Source organism: Oceanidesulfovibrio marinus (assembly GCF_013085545.1).
Classification (GTDB): domain Bacteria; phylum Desulfobacterota; class Desulfovibrionia; order Desulfovibrionales; family Desulfovibrionaceae; genus Oceanidesulfovibrio; species Oceanidesulfovibrio marinus.
Map to the genome: position 1 here is coordinate 2,278,796 of NZ_CP039543.1, position 15,252 is coordinate 2,294,047.

At 62.7% G+C, this 15,252-nt stretch carries 15 protein-coding genes; 4 read left to right on the top strand and 11 right to left on the bottom strand.

Going from position 1 to position 15,252, the window contains the following annotated elements:
• Positions 1 to 79: 79 nt before the first annotated feature.
• Together E8L03_RS10180 and gad are read right to left on the bottom strand one after the other, a co-directional pair.
• Complete coding sequence (locus tag E8L03_RS10180) at positions 80 to 1,093, bottom strand: BMP family lipoprotein (RefSeq protein ID WP_171267276.1); 1,014 nt, start codon at positions 1,091 to 1,093, stop codon at positions 80 to 82.
• 136 nt (positions 1,094 to 1,229) lie between these two features.
• Positions 1,230 to 2,621, bottom strand: a complete 1,392-nt coding sequence (gad, locus tag E8L03_RS10185; RefSeq protein WP_216367961.1) for a glutamate decarboxylase — start codon at positions 2,619 to 2,621, stop codon at positions 1,230 to 1,232.
• Between the two features lie 416 nt (positions 2,622 to 3,037).
• On the opposite strand from gad, the gene E8L03_RS10190 reads away from it, so the two are divergent.
• The gene (locus tag E8L03_RS10190) at positions 3,038 to 3,253 is read left to right on the top strand and encodes a hypothetical protein (RefSeq protein ID WP_144305954.1); all 216 of its coding nucleotides are present in this window, start codon (positions 3,038 to 3,040) and stop codon (positions 3,251 to 3,253) included.
• Positions 3,254 to 3,286: 33 nt separating this feature from the next.
• Positions 3,287 to 4,003, top strand: a complete 717-nt coding sequence (locus E8L03_RS10195; RefSeq protein WP_171267278.1) for a sulfotransferase family 2 domain-containing protein — start codon at positions 3,287 to 3,289, stop codon at positions 4,001 to 4,003.
• Between the two features lie 155 nt (positions 4,004 to 4,158).
• On the opposite strand, the gene E8L03_RS10200 is transcribed toward E8L03_RS10195, so the two are convergent.
• The 9 genes from E8L03_RS10200 to E8L03_RS10240 all read right to left on the bottom strand — a co-directional run bounded on the left by E8L03_RS10200 (position 4,159) and on the right by E8L03_RS10240 (position 11,119).
• Positions 4,159 to 4,365 (bottom strand): DUF2795 domain-containing protein, encoded by a 207-nt coding sequence (locus E8L03_RS10200; RefSeq protein ID WP_171267279.1) that lies wholly within the window; start codon positions 4,363 to 4,365, stop codon positions 4,159 to 4,161.
• Positions 4,366 to 4,661: 296 nt separating this feature from the next.
• Positions 4,662 to 4,868, bottom strand: a complete 207-nt coding sequence (locus E8L03_RS10205) for a DUF2795 domain-containing protein (protein ID WP_144305957.1) — start codon at positions 4,866 to 4,868, stop codon at positions 4,662 to 4,664.
• 176 nt (positions 4,869 to 5,044) lie between these two features.
• Complete coding sequence (locus E8L03_RS10210; RefSeq protein ID WP_171267280.1) at positions 5,045 to 5,194, bottom strand: hypothetical protein; 150 nt, start codon at positions 5,192 to 5,194, stop codon at positions 5,045 to 5,047.
• A gap of 196 nt (positions 5,195 to 5,390) precedes the next feature.
• Positions 5,391 to 6,188 (bottom strand): metallophosphoesterase, encoded by a 798-nt coding sequence (locus E8L03_RS10215; RefSeq protein ID WP_171267281.1) that lies wholly within the window; start codon positions 6,186 to 6,188, stop codon positions 5,391 to 5,393.
• Positions 6,185 to 7,111: a tRNA1(Val) (adenine(37)-N6)-methyltransferase gene (locus E8L03_RS10220; RefSeq protein ID WP_171267282.1), complete on the bottom strand. Its 927-nt coding sequence runs from the start codon at positions 7,109 to 7,111 to the stop codon at positions 6,185 to 6,187. Before E8L03_RS10220 ends, E8L03_RS10215 begins: the two co-directional genes overlap by 4 nt.
• Positions 7,112 to 7,140: 29 nt before the next feature.
• A complete protein-coding gene (gene icd, locus E8L03_RS10225) occupies positions 7,141 to 8,289 on the bottom strand; it encodes an NADP-dependent isocitrate dehydrogenase (RefSeq protein ID WP_171267283.1) in 1,149 nt (382 codons plus the stop codon).
• Between the two features lie 78 nt (positions 8,290 to 8,367).
• Positions 8,368 to 9,147, bottom strand: a complete 780-nt coding sequence (locus tag E8L03_RS10230; protein WP_171267284.1) for a 3'(2'),5'-bisphosphate nucleotidase CysQ family protein — start codon at positions 9,145 to 9,147, stop codon at positions 8,368 to 8,370.
• The gene (locus E8L03_RS10235) at positions 9,144 to 10,136 is read right to left on the bottom strand and encodes an HD-GYP domain-containing protein (protein WP_144305962.1); all 993 of its coding nucleotides are present in this window, start codon (positions 10,134 to 10,136) and stop codon (positions 9,144 to 9,146) included. Before E8L03_RS10235 ends, E8L03_RS10230 begins: the two co-directional genes overlap by 4 nt.
• A 2-nt stretch (positions 10,137 to 10,138) precedes the next feature.
• Positions 10,139 to 11,119, bottom strand: a complete 981-nt coding sequence (locus E8L03_RS10240) for an HD-GYP domain-containing protein (RefSeq protein WP_235896674.1) — start codon at positions 11,117 to 11,119, stop codon at positions 10,139 to 10,141.
• Positions 11,120 to 11,425: 306 nt separating this feature from the next.
• Between E8L03_RS10240 and E8L03_RS10245 the strand changes: the two genes are divergently transcribed.
• Both E8L03_RS10245 and E8L03_RS10250 read left to right on the top strand, forming a co-directional pair.
• The gene (locus E8L03_RS10245) at positions 11,426 to 12,652 is read left to right on the top strand and encodes an HDOD domain-containing protein (RefSeq protein ID WP_171267285.1); all 1,227 of its coding nucleotides are present in this window, start codon (positions 11,426 to 11,428) and stop codon (positions 12,650 to 12,652) included.
• A complete protein-coding gene (locus tag E8L03_RS10250) occupies positions 12,652 to 15,051 on the top strand; it encodes a sensor domain-containing protein (protein ID WP_171267286.1) in 2,400 nt (799 codons plus the stop codon). The genes E8L03_RS10245 and E8L03_RS10250 overlap by 1 nt, the downstream gene beginning before the upstream one ends.
• Positions 15,052 to 15,252: the final 201 nt, after the last annotated feature.

The window sequence follows — 15,252 nt, forward strand, 5'->3', positions numbered from 1 at the left end:
TCTATCCAATACTATTCGGCCTCTGAGCAGGACGAGTCTGACGCCGCCACAGAGCAAAAGGGCTTTTCTGAGATGGCTTCTACTGGCGCGGCAGGGTCTTGGGGATGTCCACCTCGCCGTCGGCCACCTTTGTCTCGATCTCCTTGAGCGCTTCGAGCACGCCCTTGCCGATCACGTCGCGCGTGTAGGTCATGGGCGAGAGGCCCACGCCGCCGTTCTTCACGCCGTACACATGCACGCCCGGGGAGAACTTGCCGGCCACCACGCTGGAAACCTCCAGGAGCACGGCGTTGTTCACCTGCTTGACCACACTGGTAAGCACGTGGCCCGCGGCCAGGTGGTCCTGGTCGTAGTCCACGCCGATTGCCCAGGCTCCGGTCTCCTGCGCGGCGCGGATAACGCCCTCGCCGGAGGCGCCGGCGGCCGCGAAGATGACGTCCACGCCCTTGGCGTACATGCGGCTGGCCATGGTGTAGCCCTGCTCCGGCGAGCGGAACCCGGCAAATGTCTCCTCATCGTCCGAGATGTACTCCACATAGACGGATGCCCTGGGCCCCACGTCGTGCACACCGGCGGCGTAGCCGGCCGCAAAGGATTCGATCTCGGGAATATCCATGCCGCCGATGAACCCGACCAGACCGGTCTTGGTGGTCAGCGCGGCCAGCGCGCCGGCCAGATAGCCGCCCTCCTGGTCCGCGAACACGATGCAGGAGACGTTGTCCAACCCCTCCAGCCTGGCGTTAACCAGCGTATAATAGACGTCGGGATGCTTCTGCGCGCTCTGCTGTACGGCTTCCACCCACTCGCTGCCGCTGGCGATGACGTACTCGGCGTCGCCCAGCTCGATCACCCGTTTCAGGGCATCGCGCTTCAGGGCGGGATCGTTGGCGTCGGCCAGCGTGGTGTCCACGATGACCTCCAGCGAGAGGTTCTCGGACGCCTCCATCAGGCCGTCGTAGGCAAGCTGGTTGAAGGGGCTTTTCAACCCGCCGGCTCCGGCGAGAAAGGCCACGGTGAGCGGCTCTGCGGCATGGCCAGCTCCCGGCAGACACAGGACCAACAGGAATGCGAAACAGACGGCAAGGCGCTGCATGGAAGCACTCTCCTTGGAGGTGGTCAGGGACTTTTCGTATATCAGGGGGTTTGAAGACGGGCAATCGGCGCAAAGGGCTTTTCCAGACATATCAACAATCCGGCGCTGGCCTTGCCTTGCCTGCCAGGACTGAGTCTCAGCAGATTCCGTGCCCTTCCTTGCCATGGTCCGTGGCGTGGGACGGCGGCGAGGCGTCCAGCTTCTGCATCACGTTCTGCAGGTCCGCGGCAAAGAGCTCGGCCATGTCGCGGCTGAAGTTCTCCTTGACCACGATGCGCAGCACGGCCGTGCCGTCCGCCTTAGGCGGCAGGGTGTACGCCGGCACGATCCAGCCCTTGGCGCGGATGGCCTCCGAGATGTGGAACACGGTGTAGCGCGAGTCGTCCAGCAGCCGCAGCGCGATGACCGGCAGCATGGGGCTGTCGCCGATAACCTCGAACTTGCCGCTGTCCGTGATGGTCCGCGCCAACTGCTGCGCCGTTTCCACGCAATTGGAGAGCACCTGGCGGTATCCCTCCCGGCCGAAGCGCAGGAAGTTGTAGTACTGGCCCATGACCAGCGCCGAACCGCGCGAGAAGTTCAGGCTGTAGTTCTCCATCTCGCCGCCCAGGTAGTTGATTTTGTAGACCAGATCTTCGGGAACGTCGCTGGCGTCGCGGAAGATGAGCGAGCCCAGGCCAGGGTAGACCAGCCCGTACTTGTGGTTGGAGACGTTGATGGAGCGCACCGTGGGCAGGCGGAAGTCCCATGCCTCGTCCGGATGCACGAAGGGCATGACAAACCCGCCGCTGGCGCCGTCCACATGCATGGGAATGGACAGGCCACGCTCGGCGTTCAGCTTCTGCAGCAAGGCGTCGATGCCGGCCACGTCGTCCATCTGGCCGGTGTAGGTGGTGCCCACCACCGCACCCACGGCGATGGTGTTCTCGTCCACCAGCGGAGCCACGTCGTCCGGCCCGATAACGTACTTGCCGGGCCCAAGCTCGATGGTCCGCGCCTCCACCTCGAAGTAGTTGGCGAACTTCTCCCAGCAGGAGTGCACGTCCAGCCCGTAGATGATGTTGGGCCTGTCGGCCGGTTTGCCGGCCGCCTTGCGGCGATGCTGCCAGGAGCGCTTGTGCGCCAGCAGCCCCAGCATGATGGCCTCGCTGGAGCCGATGGTCACCGTGCCCACGGCCCGGCCTTGTTCCGGCGCGTTCAGCAGATGGGCCAGCATGCTCACCACCCGCTCGTGAATCTTCTGTGTCTGCGGGTACTCATCCTGGTCGATGAAGTTCTTGTTCACACACATGGCCATCAGCTCGTTGGCCTCGGGGTCCATCCACGTGGTCACAAAGGAGGCGAGGTTCAGAGCCGGGTTGCCGTCCAGATTCAGCTCGTCCTGGACAAGCTGCTTCACTGTGCGGGGGTCCATGGGCGATTCGGGTATTTCGTACCTGGGGATCGGTTCGCAGAACGACCGACAACCGTATGTGGGGGCGATGGTGGAAGAGCCGGCGTCGCTCGTCTTCACTTGCTTCTTCAGCACAGGGCGCGCTCCTTGCGTGAGTGAACAGTAGACTTCTGGCTTTGGTGCGGATGGTTTCCGAAAGACCCGTATGGGACGGACACATCTGGGCCTAGCCCATTTACAGCGGGGCGTCCACCGCGGCCGGCGGGAAACCTGGTCCATCCCGACAAAATCTCAGTCTTTGCATTTCCTAATAGCGCCACGCCAGAAAATACACCCCAGCCGAACTATACCCGACGCCTGGAATGTCAACTAAGCACCTGACATCTCGACGAATCAGTCACAGATCGGAAAGGTTTCGGATGCCCGCTGGAAAAAGCGACACAAACCATGTACTTGTCCATGGCTCCACGCCGGGGAGTCTGCTAAAATACGAGCCATCATTCCATTTCTCCCCCCGCGTTTGTGGACTTTTGGAGCACGAGGGTATCACCATGAACCGCAAAGAAGACAACCGAACCCACACATACGTTCTCAGAAACGGCGAACACATTCCCCCTGTCAGGTCTTTCGATCCGTTCAAAACCCTGATACTTACCCTGGTAGCCATCCTGCTGTTGATTTCCATGGTGCTTCCCGGGCATGTTCATATCGGCTCCGGCCTGGCAACGCAGGATATATACGCCGGCGGCGCGCCGGTCTCTGAATAACATCTTACGTAGAACGAGAGCGACCGCGAGCCAGTGCGTGACCGTCTGATTTTTCAACATATTCCGAAAACCGCCGGCTCGACGGCCCGTGCGGGGTTCGCTGCACTCTATCCGTCCCAGTCCGTGTTTGCGTTTGATCAGGACGGGGTGCTGGACAACCTGCTGACCCTTCCTCGCGAGAAGAAGGACGCTATCCGCTTTTTCTCCGGCCACGTGGATTACGGCATCCACAAGATTTTCAACGGCCCCACCGTTTATGCCGCCTTCCTGCGCGATCCGGTGGAACGCGTCTTCTCCCACTGGTGGCACATCTTCACCCGACCGGAGCACCGCTTTCACGACTTTGCCCAGTCCACCACCCTGGACGAGTTCCTGGACGCCGCGGTGCGGCCGCGAATGAACAACTGCATGACGCGCATGCTCTCGGGCATCAACCCACCATACGGCGAGTGCCCGGAGTCCATGCTCAAGGCGGCGACGCGCAACATCTCTGAATCGTACTGTTTTCTTGGAACAAAGGAGCGCTTCGAGGAATCCTACGCCATGCTCGCCCAGATGCTTGGCGCCGATGAGAAGCAGCTGACCCCACCTCCCTCGCGCAACCTCTCCGAGAACAGACCCCGCGTGGAGGAGCTGCCGCGGGAGACACGCCGCTGCATCGAGCGGCTCAACGGCCTGGACATCGAGCTCTACGAGAAGTTCAAACCGCGGTTGCCCATGGTGCTGACTCCCAAGGTCACCACCGGCTGAGGCCGCATACTCATAGATCGCGGCGGCGAGTCCTGCCGCCACGCCCTCCCCTCCCTTCAGATGCGTCCCAGTACGGGACAACCCCCGGACGCGGCGACCACGCCGCCCGGCGGTTCATGCTCTGGCGCCGGCTGTAGCAGCCAACCACAGCGTTGCTACTTGTGCAACGAGCCGATCTCCTTGATGACCTCGTCCATGTGGATGTAATCGCGCTCCGGCAGCCCGGCCAGCGCCTCCAGCGATTCCTCGGGCGCGCCGTTCTCCACGGCGAGGTCGATAATTGTTTTCCGCGTCGCCGGAAAATTGGCGTCTTTGAGGTAGCGGGACAGCGCGGCGATATCGTCTGGCGTGTAGTGGGACACTCGTTCAAGCTCCTTTCTTTACGGAAGGTTCAAAGAAATTCCAGTGCGCGTGCGATCAGATCCCTGGCGCAACGGTCTGGTTCCATGGATATCCCTGGCCGCAGAAAAGCCGGCCAAGGAAACGACTCCCGCTGATGGCTTCCCTACAGGCGGATGCCCCGGAACGGGTTTCCTTGGATGGACTGCATTTCTGCGCCGGGTGATGAGGGGAGAGACGCAAGGGCGGCGGAGAGTGCGGGTGCAGAGCGAATCTACGCGCCGCGCATGACGCATATGCTGACGTCTAGCTATGCTTCTTAGCTATGGTGGAAGAGCTGCTCCAGCTCCCTTCGCGCCTCGTCCTCGCTTTGAATATCGTGACGCGAGGTATCCGTCAGGACGCTGAGCATGGAGGACTCGATGCCCTGCGAAAAGAGCTGATCCTTGAGCTGTTTACGGGTTGCGGGCCAGTTCATGCCCTCCAGGTAGGACTGGATTTCTTTTTGCGTCAAACGTCTTTCCATGATGCACGCTCCTGTGATGGTGGTCTGCATAGCAGCGCCAAATCATTAGACAATGCACTCATCATGACATGCATCATACAGCGGCAGAGCGCCCATGGAAACAGCTGCGTGAAATTATGGCCGAAAGATACCGGCGGCACGGAAGCCGGCCGGTGTGGGGGATCATCCGAATACGGCTAGTTGCACGGGAACGCGAGAACGAAGATCCGTTCCCAGGCGCCGCAGAGGCGCATTGCGGCGCTGGCGCTGATGCCCAGCATGCGCAGACGGCAGTATACGTGCAATGGATTCAGATGGTGCTGGATGTTGTCTCTGAAAGTACGCATGACCAACTCCTGTTGCTACATATATCGACGGGATTCGAGGTTTCTTGACCCCCGGGATATGACTTTTCTATAGCAATGAACGGGCCAACTTTTTTAACCCGTTACAACAGCAGAACAATATTTTTTCGGGGATGGAATGGGTGTGTCAAAGAGACCCGTGCGGCGCATTTTCCAATAAAAACAGACACACACCGACTTACGGTGGAAAAGGCCTGACCGGAAAGACTTGATTGAAGGGAAGATGCGGAATAGCCCATCGATCAAGGTCTTCGCAGCCCGGCGTCCAGATTCCGGCGCACAGCTCGCGCTCCTGGTTGCGCGGGGCAAAGGACATGCGCGTCATGCCGCCGATGTTGGACCAGCGCGTCATGCCGAGGGTTTCCGTAGGTTGGTGCCAATGCATGTGGCCGTTCATTACCCAGTCCACGCCTGGAATTTCATGCAGGGGCGGATACTTATGCCTCTTATCACGAAAGCCCAGGCCGCAGTGGCTGCCCCACAGCACGTACTCGGCATCGCCGCGAACATCAGAATCCACTGCATCGGGATGCGGCGAGCCATACGGCGTACCGCCCAGGGCCACGCGATGGCCAGCCGCGTCAAAGCGGCAATGGATGCCCGATGTGTCCATCAGGTGGATCATGCCGGCAAGCGCTGTCACGGTCAGGCAGGAATCCTCCGGGCTGGCGCCCTCCCACTGGTCGTGGTTGCCCTGCAGCACCCACGGCCGGAACTTTGTGCCGGCGTACGGGCCCAGGACCTCGAAGGCGCGCCGCAGCACACGGTGTACATCGCCGGGATTGCGGTGGAACAGATCACCAAGCAGCACCGGCAGAAGCTGCCGCTCTTGCGCAAGCTCCAGGCACGCCGAAATTTTGGCGAGCACATGCTCCAGGTAGTTCTCCCGCCGCTCGAACGGCGGCGTGGCCGCCAGGTGCGGGTCGGTAAAGAACAGGACGCCGGTATATGGCTCCTGTGACTCATACACAGTCATGCGCCCTCCTCCGGGCGGTTCTCAGGGCAATTGTCTGAGCTGTTCTCCGAGGCCCCGGCCGGACCATCACCAATCGCATTACACGCCATGAACGGGCAGAAGCCCCGCGCCCGGGATGTCAGCACGCCGCGGCCGCCGGATGGGGACGGCTCATACATCACCAGGGGCGGCTCCCAGGCCAGCTCGGGCCCGCCGTTCTTGCGCGCCTCCACCAGCACCAGCCGCGCCGGCTTGTCCGCATAGGGATGCACGGCGAGCACGCGCTTGGGCTCCAGCCGGTGGGCGGCCAGGCTCTGGAACAACCGGGCAGCGCCGTCGGCCGCAAAGATGAAAAACGCCTGGCCGCGGTTTTTCAGCAGAAAGGCCGCGGCAGAGACAAAGTCGTCGAGCGAGCCGCGCGTTTCCGACAGCGCGCCCTGGCGGACATCGCCCGCAGGCCTGCGTCCCCGGCCTGGCTCGCGATATGGCGGATTGGCCGCGACAGCATCCATGGACTCGGCACCAAGCAGCGCCAGTCCTTGTTTTTCGGATTCCTCGGCAACGGACACGCCACCGCGCAGCGTTGCGAGGTCCGCTTCCACAATGCGCACGCGATGCTCCAGTCCCAGCCGGACGGCGTTCTCATGCGCCGCGGCGGCCAGAGTGGGCTCGATCTCCACGCCGGCCACGGCCACGTCCTCGCGCAGCAGGGCCAGAGCCAGCCCCACCACGCCGCAGCCGGCCCCCAGGTCGGCCGCCATGGGTTCCTTCCCGCCGCGCAGGGCCCGCGCAAAGCAGGCCAGCAACAGCGCATCCACGGAGAAGCGGAACGCGCCTTCGGGCTGCGTGAGCCCGCGAGGAAAAAAGGCGCGCGCCTCGGCGGCGGAACCAGTGGTCCCCTCCGCCTGGGCGCGCCCTGTATGAGTAGTCTTGTCGACGGCCATGCACACTCCCGAGGCCGGCGCGTCCGGCGCTAGAGCTGCGCCAGGAGCAGCTCGCCGAACTCGGTGCAGCCTACCGTTTTCGAACCCTTGATCTGGGTGGCCAGATCTATGGTGACGGTCTTGGCGCCGATGACCATGTCCACGGCCTTGTGGATGCGGTCGGCCGCTTCGGTCCAGCCGATGTGGGCCAGGAGCATGGCGCCGGAGAGCACGAGGCTGCCCGGGTTGGCCTTGTCCTGCCCGGCAATGGTGGGCGCGGTGCCATGGGTTGGCTCGAAGAAGGCGAGGTCGTCCGACATGTTGACGCCCGGCGCGAGGCCGAGGCCGCCGACCTGGGCTGCCAGGGCGTCGGAGAGGTAGTCGCCGTTGAGGTTGGTGGTGGCAAGCACATCGTACTGCTCCGGCCGGATCAGGGCTTCCTGGAACATGGCGTCGGCGATACGGTCGTTGATGACCACGCGGTCCCCGGCATTCTCGCCGGCAGACTCGGGAATGGTCACGTCGCCGAACTCCTCGGCGGCCAGGTCGTAGCCCCACTGCCGGAAGGCGCCCTCGGTGTACTTCATGATGTTGCCCTTGTGCACCAGGGTCACGGACTTGCGGCCGTTGTCCAGGGCAAAGCGGATGGCCTTGCGCACCAAGCGTTTGGACCGCCACGCGCAGATAGGCTTGATGCCCACGCCGCTGGAGGGGTCCACCTCGGCGCCGAGCTCCTCGCGCAGGAAGGCGATGAGCCTGGCGGCCTCGGCCGACTCTGCCGCGTACTCGATGCCGGCGTAGACATCTTCCGTATTTTCGCGGAACACGACCACATCCACATTTTCCGGACTTTTGACCGGAGACTCGATGCCCTGGAAGTAGCGCACCGGGCGGATGCAGGCGTACAGGTCCAGGGTCTGGCGCATGGTCACGTTCAGGCTGCGGAAGCCCTTGCCCACCGGAGTGGTCAGCGGGCCCTTCATGGCCAGGGTCGCGGTTTTCAGCGTTTCCAGCGTCTCCTCGGGCAGATAGGAACCCGTTGCTTCATACGCTTTTTCGCCGGCAAGCAGCTCGTTCCATTCCAGACGGCGGCCGTCGCCATACGTCTTCTCTACGGCGGCGTCGATGACGGGGCGCGCCGCTTTCCAGACCTCGGGGCCGATACCGTCCCCTTCGATGTAATACACTGTCGGATTCATAATACTCCTTCCTGCGGCAGGTGATGTTTCCGCAGCGTTGTATGCAATTGATTTACGGCTTGGCAAGTCGGAGGGGCGTCAAATCCCGGCCACGAAGAACTCGTTCTCCAGGCTCGGCTTGTTGTAACGGAAGCGGTCGCCGTGAAGATCGCGAACACTGCCGCCGGCCCCTTCCAGCAGGGCCTGCCCGGCGGCGGTGTCCCATTCCGAGGTGGGGTGGAAGCAGGGGTAGATCTGGCCGAAGCCCGAGGCGAGCATGCAGAACTTCACGGCTCCGCCCACGTGGAGCTTTCCGAGGTACGGCTTGCCCGCCATGTAGGCGTCCAATCTGGGGGTACGCCTGGCGCGGCTGGTAAGCACGATGCGCTCTTCCGGCCGCACAGGCTGCGGATGCAGGCTCAAAGGCGATTCGCCGTCTGGGATGCGCCATGCGCCGAGCTCCGGACCGCCGGCAAAGAGCTCGCCTGTAAGCGGCAAGAAGATGACGCCGGCCACGGGGTATCGCCCGTGCACCAGGGCGATGTTCACGCAGAAATCGCCGGTGCCCTGGACAAAGCCCTTGGTGCCGTCCAGAGGATCGACCAGGAAGAACTCGGGCCAGTCCTTGCGCGCCTCGAAGCCTGGGAGCGCGGACTCCTCCGAGATGACGGGCACGCCGGGGAACGCCTCGGCCAGCCCGGTCGCGATGATCGCCTGGGCCGCGTCGTCGGCATCGGTCACCGGAGTCCTGTCCGCCTTGTAGCGCACGGCCAGGCCGGTCCGCACGGCGTACCGGACGACCAGCTCACGACCGGCGGCCGCAGCTATCTCGCCCATGCGCACAAGGGCATCGTCCGGTTTGCGCGCGCCTGCCGTCATACGATCCTTGAGTCCGACAGCACGCCGATGAGCCGCTTGAACACGTCCAGATCAAAGGCGCCGTTCATCTCGTCGCGCATCAGCTTGAGCGCCGCGTAGGGCTCCAGGGCCGGGGCATAGGGTCTGTCGGAGGTCAGGGCGTCGTACGTATCGCACACCGTGACCACCCGGACAGGCAGCGGAATGTTCTCTGCCGGCATGCCGGACGGATAGCCTTTGCCGTCCATGCGCTCGTGGTGGAAGAGGATGCAGTTGAGCGCCGTCTGGGCCAGGGGCATGGTGGCGCACAGGGAGACGCCTTGCACAGGATGCGTATTGATGAGCTCGCGCTCCTCGCGGTCCAGGCGGCCGGGTTTGTCCAGAATGCGCCTGGGAATGGACGACTTGCCGATATCGTGCAGCACGGCGCCGAGGCCCACCTGGACAAGCTCCTCCCGGGGCAGGTCGTACGCCTGGAGCATGGCTGTGGCGTACACAAACACGTGCACCGAGTGCGTGTAGGTCTGGTAGTGGTTGGATATAAGCGAGGCCATGGCTCGCAGTGAGTCCTTGTGGGAGAGGAACTCCGTGCCCTTGCGGACCATGGCGGTGACGCGTTCGAAGGACTCGCGCTTGATGGACGACGGCAGCCGGGTGCGGAAGGTCTCCTCCACCAGGGACGAGGACACCGAGTAGAGCACGCGGGAGCGCTCCTTGAGCGGCAGGGCCTCGTTGGTCAGTATCTCGCCGAGGTGGTCTTCCAGATAGCGCTCGAACTGGTCCTTCTCCTTGAGCTGAACATAGACCTCGGCCACGCCGTTCTCGTACAGCAGCCGGCGATGCTTCTCCGTGAACCGCTCGTCCGCATGGCAGTACAGGGTGTAGCCGCTCTCGTGCTTCAGATAGACGCTGAAGTCGTTCATAGTCTCCGGAAAAAGGAGCATGGGCGAAACGTGGAAAAAATCCTTGCCCGTGAGCGGGGAGGTGGCGTTGGCGTCGGACGAGGTCATGGTCAGATGATCTCCGCGCCGCTCAGGACGGTGATGAGCCGCTTGTACACGTCCAGGTCGAAGGCGCCCTTCATGCCGTCCCGCATCATCTTCAACGCCTCGTAAGGCCGCAGCGCCTGGGCGTACGGCTTGTTGGTGATGAGCATGTCGTACACGTCGCACACCGAGGCCACGCGCACGCACAGGGGGATGTCCTCGCCCTTGAGCTTTGTGGGGTAGCCTTTGCCGTCCATACGCTCGTGGTGGAAGAGGATGGTGTTGGTGGCGTGGGACGAAAGAGGGAGTTGCGCGCACATGGAGACGCCGAGCACGGGGTGCGCGTTCACCTGCTCGCGCTCCTCGTCCGTCAGGGAGCCCGGCTTGTACAGGATGTACTTGGGAATCCTGGCCTTGCCCAGGTCGTGCAGGATGGCGCCCAGCCCGCTCTGCACCAGGGTCTCCTTGTCCAGATCGTACGTGGAGAGAATGGAGAGCACATAGACGAAAACCTGCACGCTGTGGGTGAAGGTCTTGTAGTCGTGGGAGATGAAGCCGGCCACGGCCTTGAGCGCGCGCTCCATGGTCAGAAAAGAGGCTGAGTAGCGAACGAGCTCGGTGAGGCGCTCGAACTGCTTATGGCCCAGGGGCATGGGCAGGCTGGTCTCGAAGGTATCGCGCATGAGCTCTACCGAGGCGTTGTAGAGCACGCCGGCGCGCTCGCGCAAGGGCAGGTCCTCGTCGTTCAGGATGCGGCCCAGGTTTTCCTCCACGTAGCGGTCGTACAGCTCCTTGTGCTGGGGCAGGATGAACACCTGGCTGACGCCGATATCGTGCAGAGCCTCGCGGTGGCGCTCGGTGAACCGCTCGTTCTTTCCGGAGTACAGGACGTACTTGTCGTCCTGTCGGAGATAGACGCTGAACTGCCCCATGGTGCTGGGGAAGATCATCATGGGGGATATGGGTATCAGCTTCTGCGCTGCGGCCGCAGAATTGGATTCGCTCATGAAGGGAAGCTCCGGAAAAAAAACAGCATATACGCTGTGTGCGATTCAACGGCAGTAGATATCATTGCAGGGGGCCATGTCAACGCGGAGAGATCGACCAGATCCTTCCACCAGGAACGATAGACAACAACTCCACTGGAAAGTATTATCCGTTTCAGGAAACGCTATTATCAGAAAAGCTGCCATATATGTCAGAATAGCACCGAATTTCAGCAGGCTACCAGATGCACCTGCTGGACACGAACAACAGCACAGGCTACGTTTAATGGCATGGGGATGATTTTCATAGATGATCTGACGCCCGGTATGAAACTCGCCGATGACCTCCGGGGGCCGAACGGCCGCATGCTCCTGCCCAAGCATACGGTCCTTGATGAATCGCATCTACGGATTATCACCATCTGGGGCGTCACCGAGGCCAACATCGAGGGCTACGACCAAAGCACCTGCGCCGCCGCTTCCATCGAGGCTCTCGATCCGACTATTCTCGCCAAGAGCGACCGTTTCGCCCAGCGGCTGTTCCGTTTCTGCGACAAGAACGACCCCGTCGTGCAGGAGCTCTGCCGCCTTGCCACGCTGCGCACTGCAGCGGACCTGACAGCAGGAAAACACGTGCCGGACGTGGACGAGGTGCAGGACCTTCCCGCCCTGCCCGACTCCGAGCTTCTGAGCCCACCCCTGCCGGAAAGCGTGGCGCAGGTGGTATCCCAGGAGGTGCAGCTTGCCACCTTCCCGGATATCTACTTCCAGGTCATGCGCGTTCTGGAGAACCCGAACAGCTCCTCGGCCCAGGTCGCCAACGTGGTCAGCAAGGACCCGAGCCTGACCACCCGGCTCATGCAGCTCGTGAACAGCCCCTTCTACGGCCTGCACTCCAAAATCGACTCGATCGCCCGCGCCACCACCATCGTCGGCTCCCAGGAGCTGTCCATCCTCACCCTGGGGATAACCGTGCTCCAGTACTTCGAGGATATTCCGCCGGACTTCTTCAACATGAAGCGCTTCTGGACCCATTCCATCGCTTCCGGCATCTACGCAAAGCTCATCGCCTCGCGCCTGCCCGGCTTTTTCGAGGAACGCTATTTCATGCTCGGGCTGATCCACGACATCGGCCGGCTCGTCATCTTCAAGACATTCCCCCACGCCGCCCTGGAGGTCTTCCGGCTTGCCATGGGGGCGCCATGCCTCATCCATAAGGCGGAGCGCACCATCCTGGGCTTCGACCACACCGAGGTTGCCGAGGCCATGCTTGAGGCCTGGGACTTCCCGGACAGCCTGCGCGGCGTCATCGGTTGCCACCACGATCCTGTTTCGGACGACAAGGAGCTGGACTGCGCAGTGCTCCATGTGGCAGACGTGCTGGCACGCGCTCTGCGCAGCGGCTACCGTGGCAAGTTCTCCGTGTCCACGCTCTCGGCCGAGGCGTGGGAGCGACTCGGCCTCTCGATCTCGGATATCGCGCCACTGGCCAGCCAGGCCGACCACATGATCGACGATATCGTCCTCAGCTTCCTGCCCGGGGGAAACTTTTAATGATCGCGCCGGACAAGAGCGACCAGATCAAAATTCTCGAAAAGCGGGTGCGCTCCCTTATCCGTGACAAGGACCTCGCCATGAGCGCCCTGGAGACTGCCGTCAGCATCAGCGCGCTCCATGGCGGCGACACCGACCCGCACTCCTTTCTGGGCTCCGTGCTGGAACATCTGGAGTCTGTGCTGCCGAGCCTGGCCTCCGGCTTCTTCATGGTGGACGAGGAGACCTCGGACTTCGTGCTCCGGTCGTTCCGCCCCGCCGCCTCCGGCGACCGGATTCAGCAGGAGATGGACGCACTGGTCAAGGACCGGATGTTCTCCTACGCCGTACAACGCAGAACGCCGGTGGTCGTCTCCTCCATGGACCGCTCCTGCCAGCTTGTGCTGCAGAGCGTGGCTACGGCATCCCGCATCCGGGGCATGTTCCTCGCCGTTCTGGAAAACGATGCTGCCATCGCCGACACTATCCTCGCGCTGCTGCCTGTACTGCTCATCTCCACGGCCAACTCCATGGAGAGCCTCGAGACCTACCGCTACATCCAGTCCGTGAACGCCACGCTGGAGGCGACCATCGAGCGGCTGGAGGCATCGGAACAGCAGCTCATGTCCCACGGCAAGCAGCTTGCCAAGGAGGTGGCCAACCGCACCTGCGACCTGACGCGCGCCAACGAGCAGCTCACCGAGGAGGTGAGCGAACGCCGCAAGGCGCAGCAGGCCCTGTCCCTGGAGCGCGACTACATCACCGCCGTGCTGGATACGGCGGGCGCGCTCATCCTGGTCATGGACTCCAACCACACGGTGCTGCGCTGCAACAGCACCTGCAGCGAGTACTTCTGCACATGCGGCGAGAAGTGCGGGGGGGCCCGTTTCCTGGAGTTCTTTGTCCCGGAGGACGTGGACCACGTCCGCGACCGACTCCGCGCCGTATCGCAATCCCTGGACGGCTCGGCCCGGGAGCTCTTCGAAGCCACGATTGTGGACGACAACGGATCGCGCCACACCCTCTCATGGTCGTGCTCCGCCCTGCCCGGTCCCGTTGGCGAGCCCAGACAGCTCATCGTCTCCGGCATCGACATCAGCGAGAAGATCCTGGCCGAGCAGGCCCTGCGAGACAGCGAGGCCCGCTTCCGCGCCGTATTCATGTCCGCCGGCCTCGGCATCGTTCTCGGCGGCCTGGATGGCGTGTTTATTGATGCGAACCCGGCCTTCTGCGCCATGATGGGCTACTCCCGCGAGGAGATCCCAGGGCTGACCATCTTCGACCTCACAAAGCCCGAGGACCACGGCCCGGATTTCCATGCGCGTCTGCAACGGCTCCTCGACGACGAAATTTCGACCCTGACAAGCGAAAAGCAGTACATTCGCAAGGATGGTTCCTGGGTCTGGGGCCAGTCCACACTGTCCTGCATCCGCACCATGGACGGCGGCACATCCTATCTTATCGGAATGATTTCAGACACATCCGAACGCAAGGTGCTGGAAGAAGCCTTGCGCGCCGCGGAGTCCACCTACCGCAACATCTTCGAGAACGCCGTGGAGGGCATCTTTCTCGCACCGGTGGACGGGCCGTATCTCAGAGTGAACCCGGCCATGGCCGCCATATTCGGCTACTCGTCTCCGGAGTCCATAGTCCAAGATGTCTCCTCGGCAATGGAGCAGCTTTTTCCGGACCCGGAAACCCGCGCCAAGTGCTTTCACAGCCTGCAAGAAGACGGAACGGTCAGGCACTTTGAAAGTCGCACCCGCGGACGCAACGGCGAGGCCATCTGGATATCCATCAGCGCCCGCGCCCTGAGCGACGCCTCCGGCGCCGTCGTCTCCCTGGAGGGACTGGCCGAGGACATCACGGAACGCAAGGCCCGCGAACAGCAGCTCAAGCGCCTTGCCACCATCGACGAGCTGACCAGTATCCCCAACCGCCACCTCTTTCTCGACCGCTTCGCCGAGATGATCGAGCAGTCCTCGCGCCTGGGGCTCTCCATCGCCCTGCTGTACATCGATCTCGACGACTTCAAGCTGGTCAACGACAACCACGGCCACCACATTGGCGACAAGGTGCTCTCCCTGGCGGCGGAACGGTTGCGCCACAGGGTCCGCAAGACCGACATTGTGGCCCGCCTCGGCGGCGACGAGTTCTGCGTGCTGATCTCCAACCCGGCCACCGGCGCGGACGTCCAGGCCGCGGCCACGCACATCATCGCCACACTCTCCGCCCCATACACCTTCGAAGACTTCACCTGCCACATTGGCGTGTCCATCGGCATCGCCATGTTCCCTGGCGACGGCGACTCCTCGGACGAGCTGCTGCGCAAGGCGGACGCCGCCATGTACGTCGCAAAACGCAGCGGCGGCAACAGCTTCGCCGTCTACACGCAAGACGACGACAACGCCTGGGGCTAGCGTCCGCGCACGCCTGTGCAACCTGCGAGGGAGCCCTCGCCTCATTCCCGAACCTGTCGAGGTAGATCACGCACAGGCCAGGATGTACGGGGTGCCCGGGCCTCGATGTGATGCCGTCGTTCTCGGGGCATCATCAAGCCTGCTCGAATCATAACCCGTGCGCCCATTCGCTTTCATCGATTGACAGCATTGTTCGGCTCC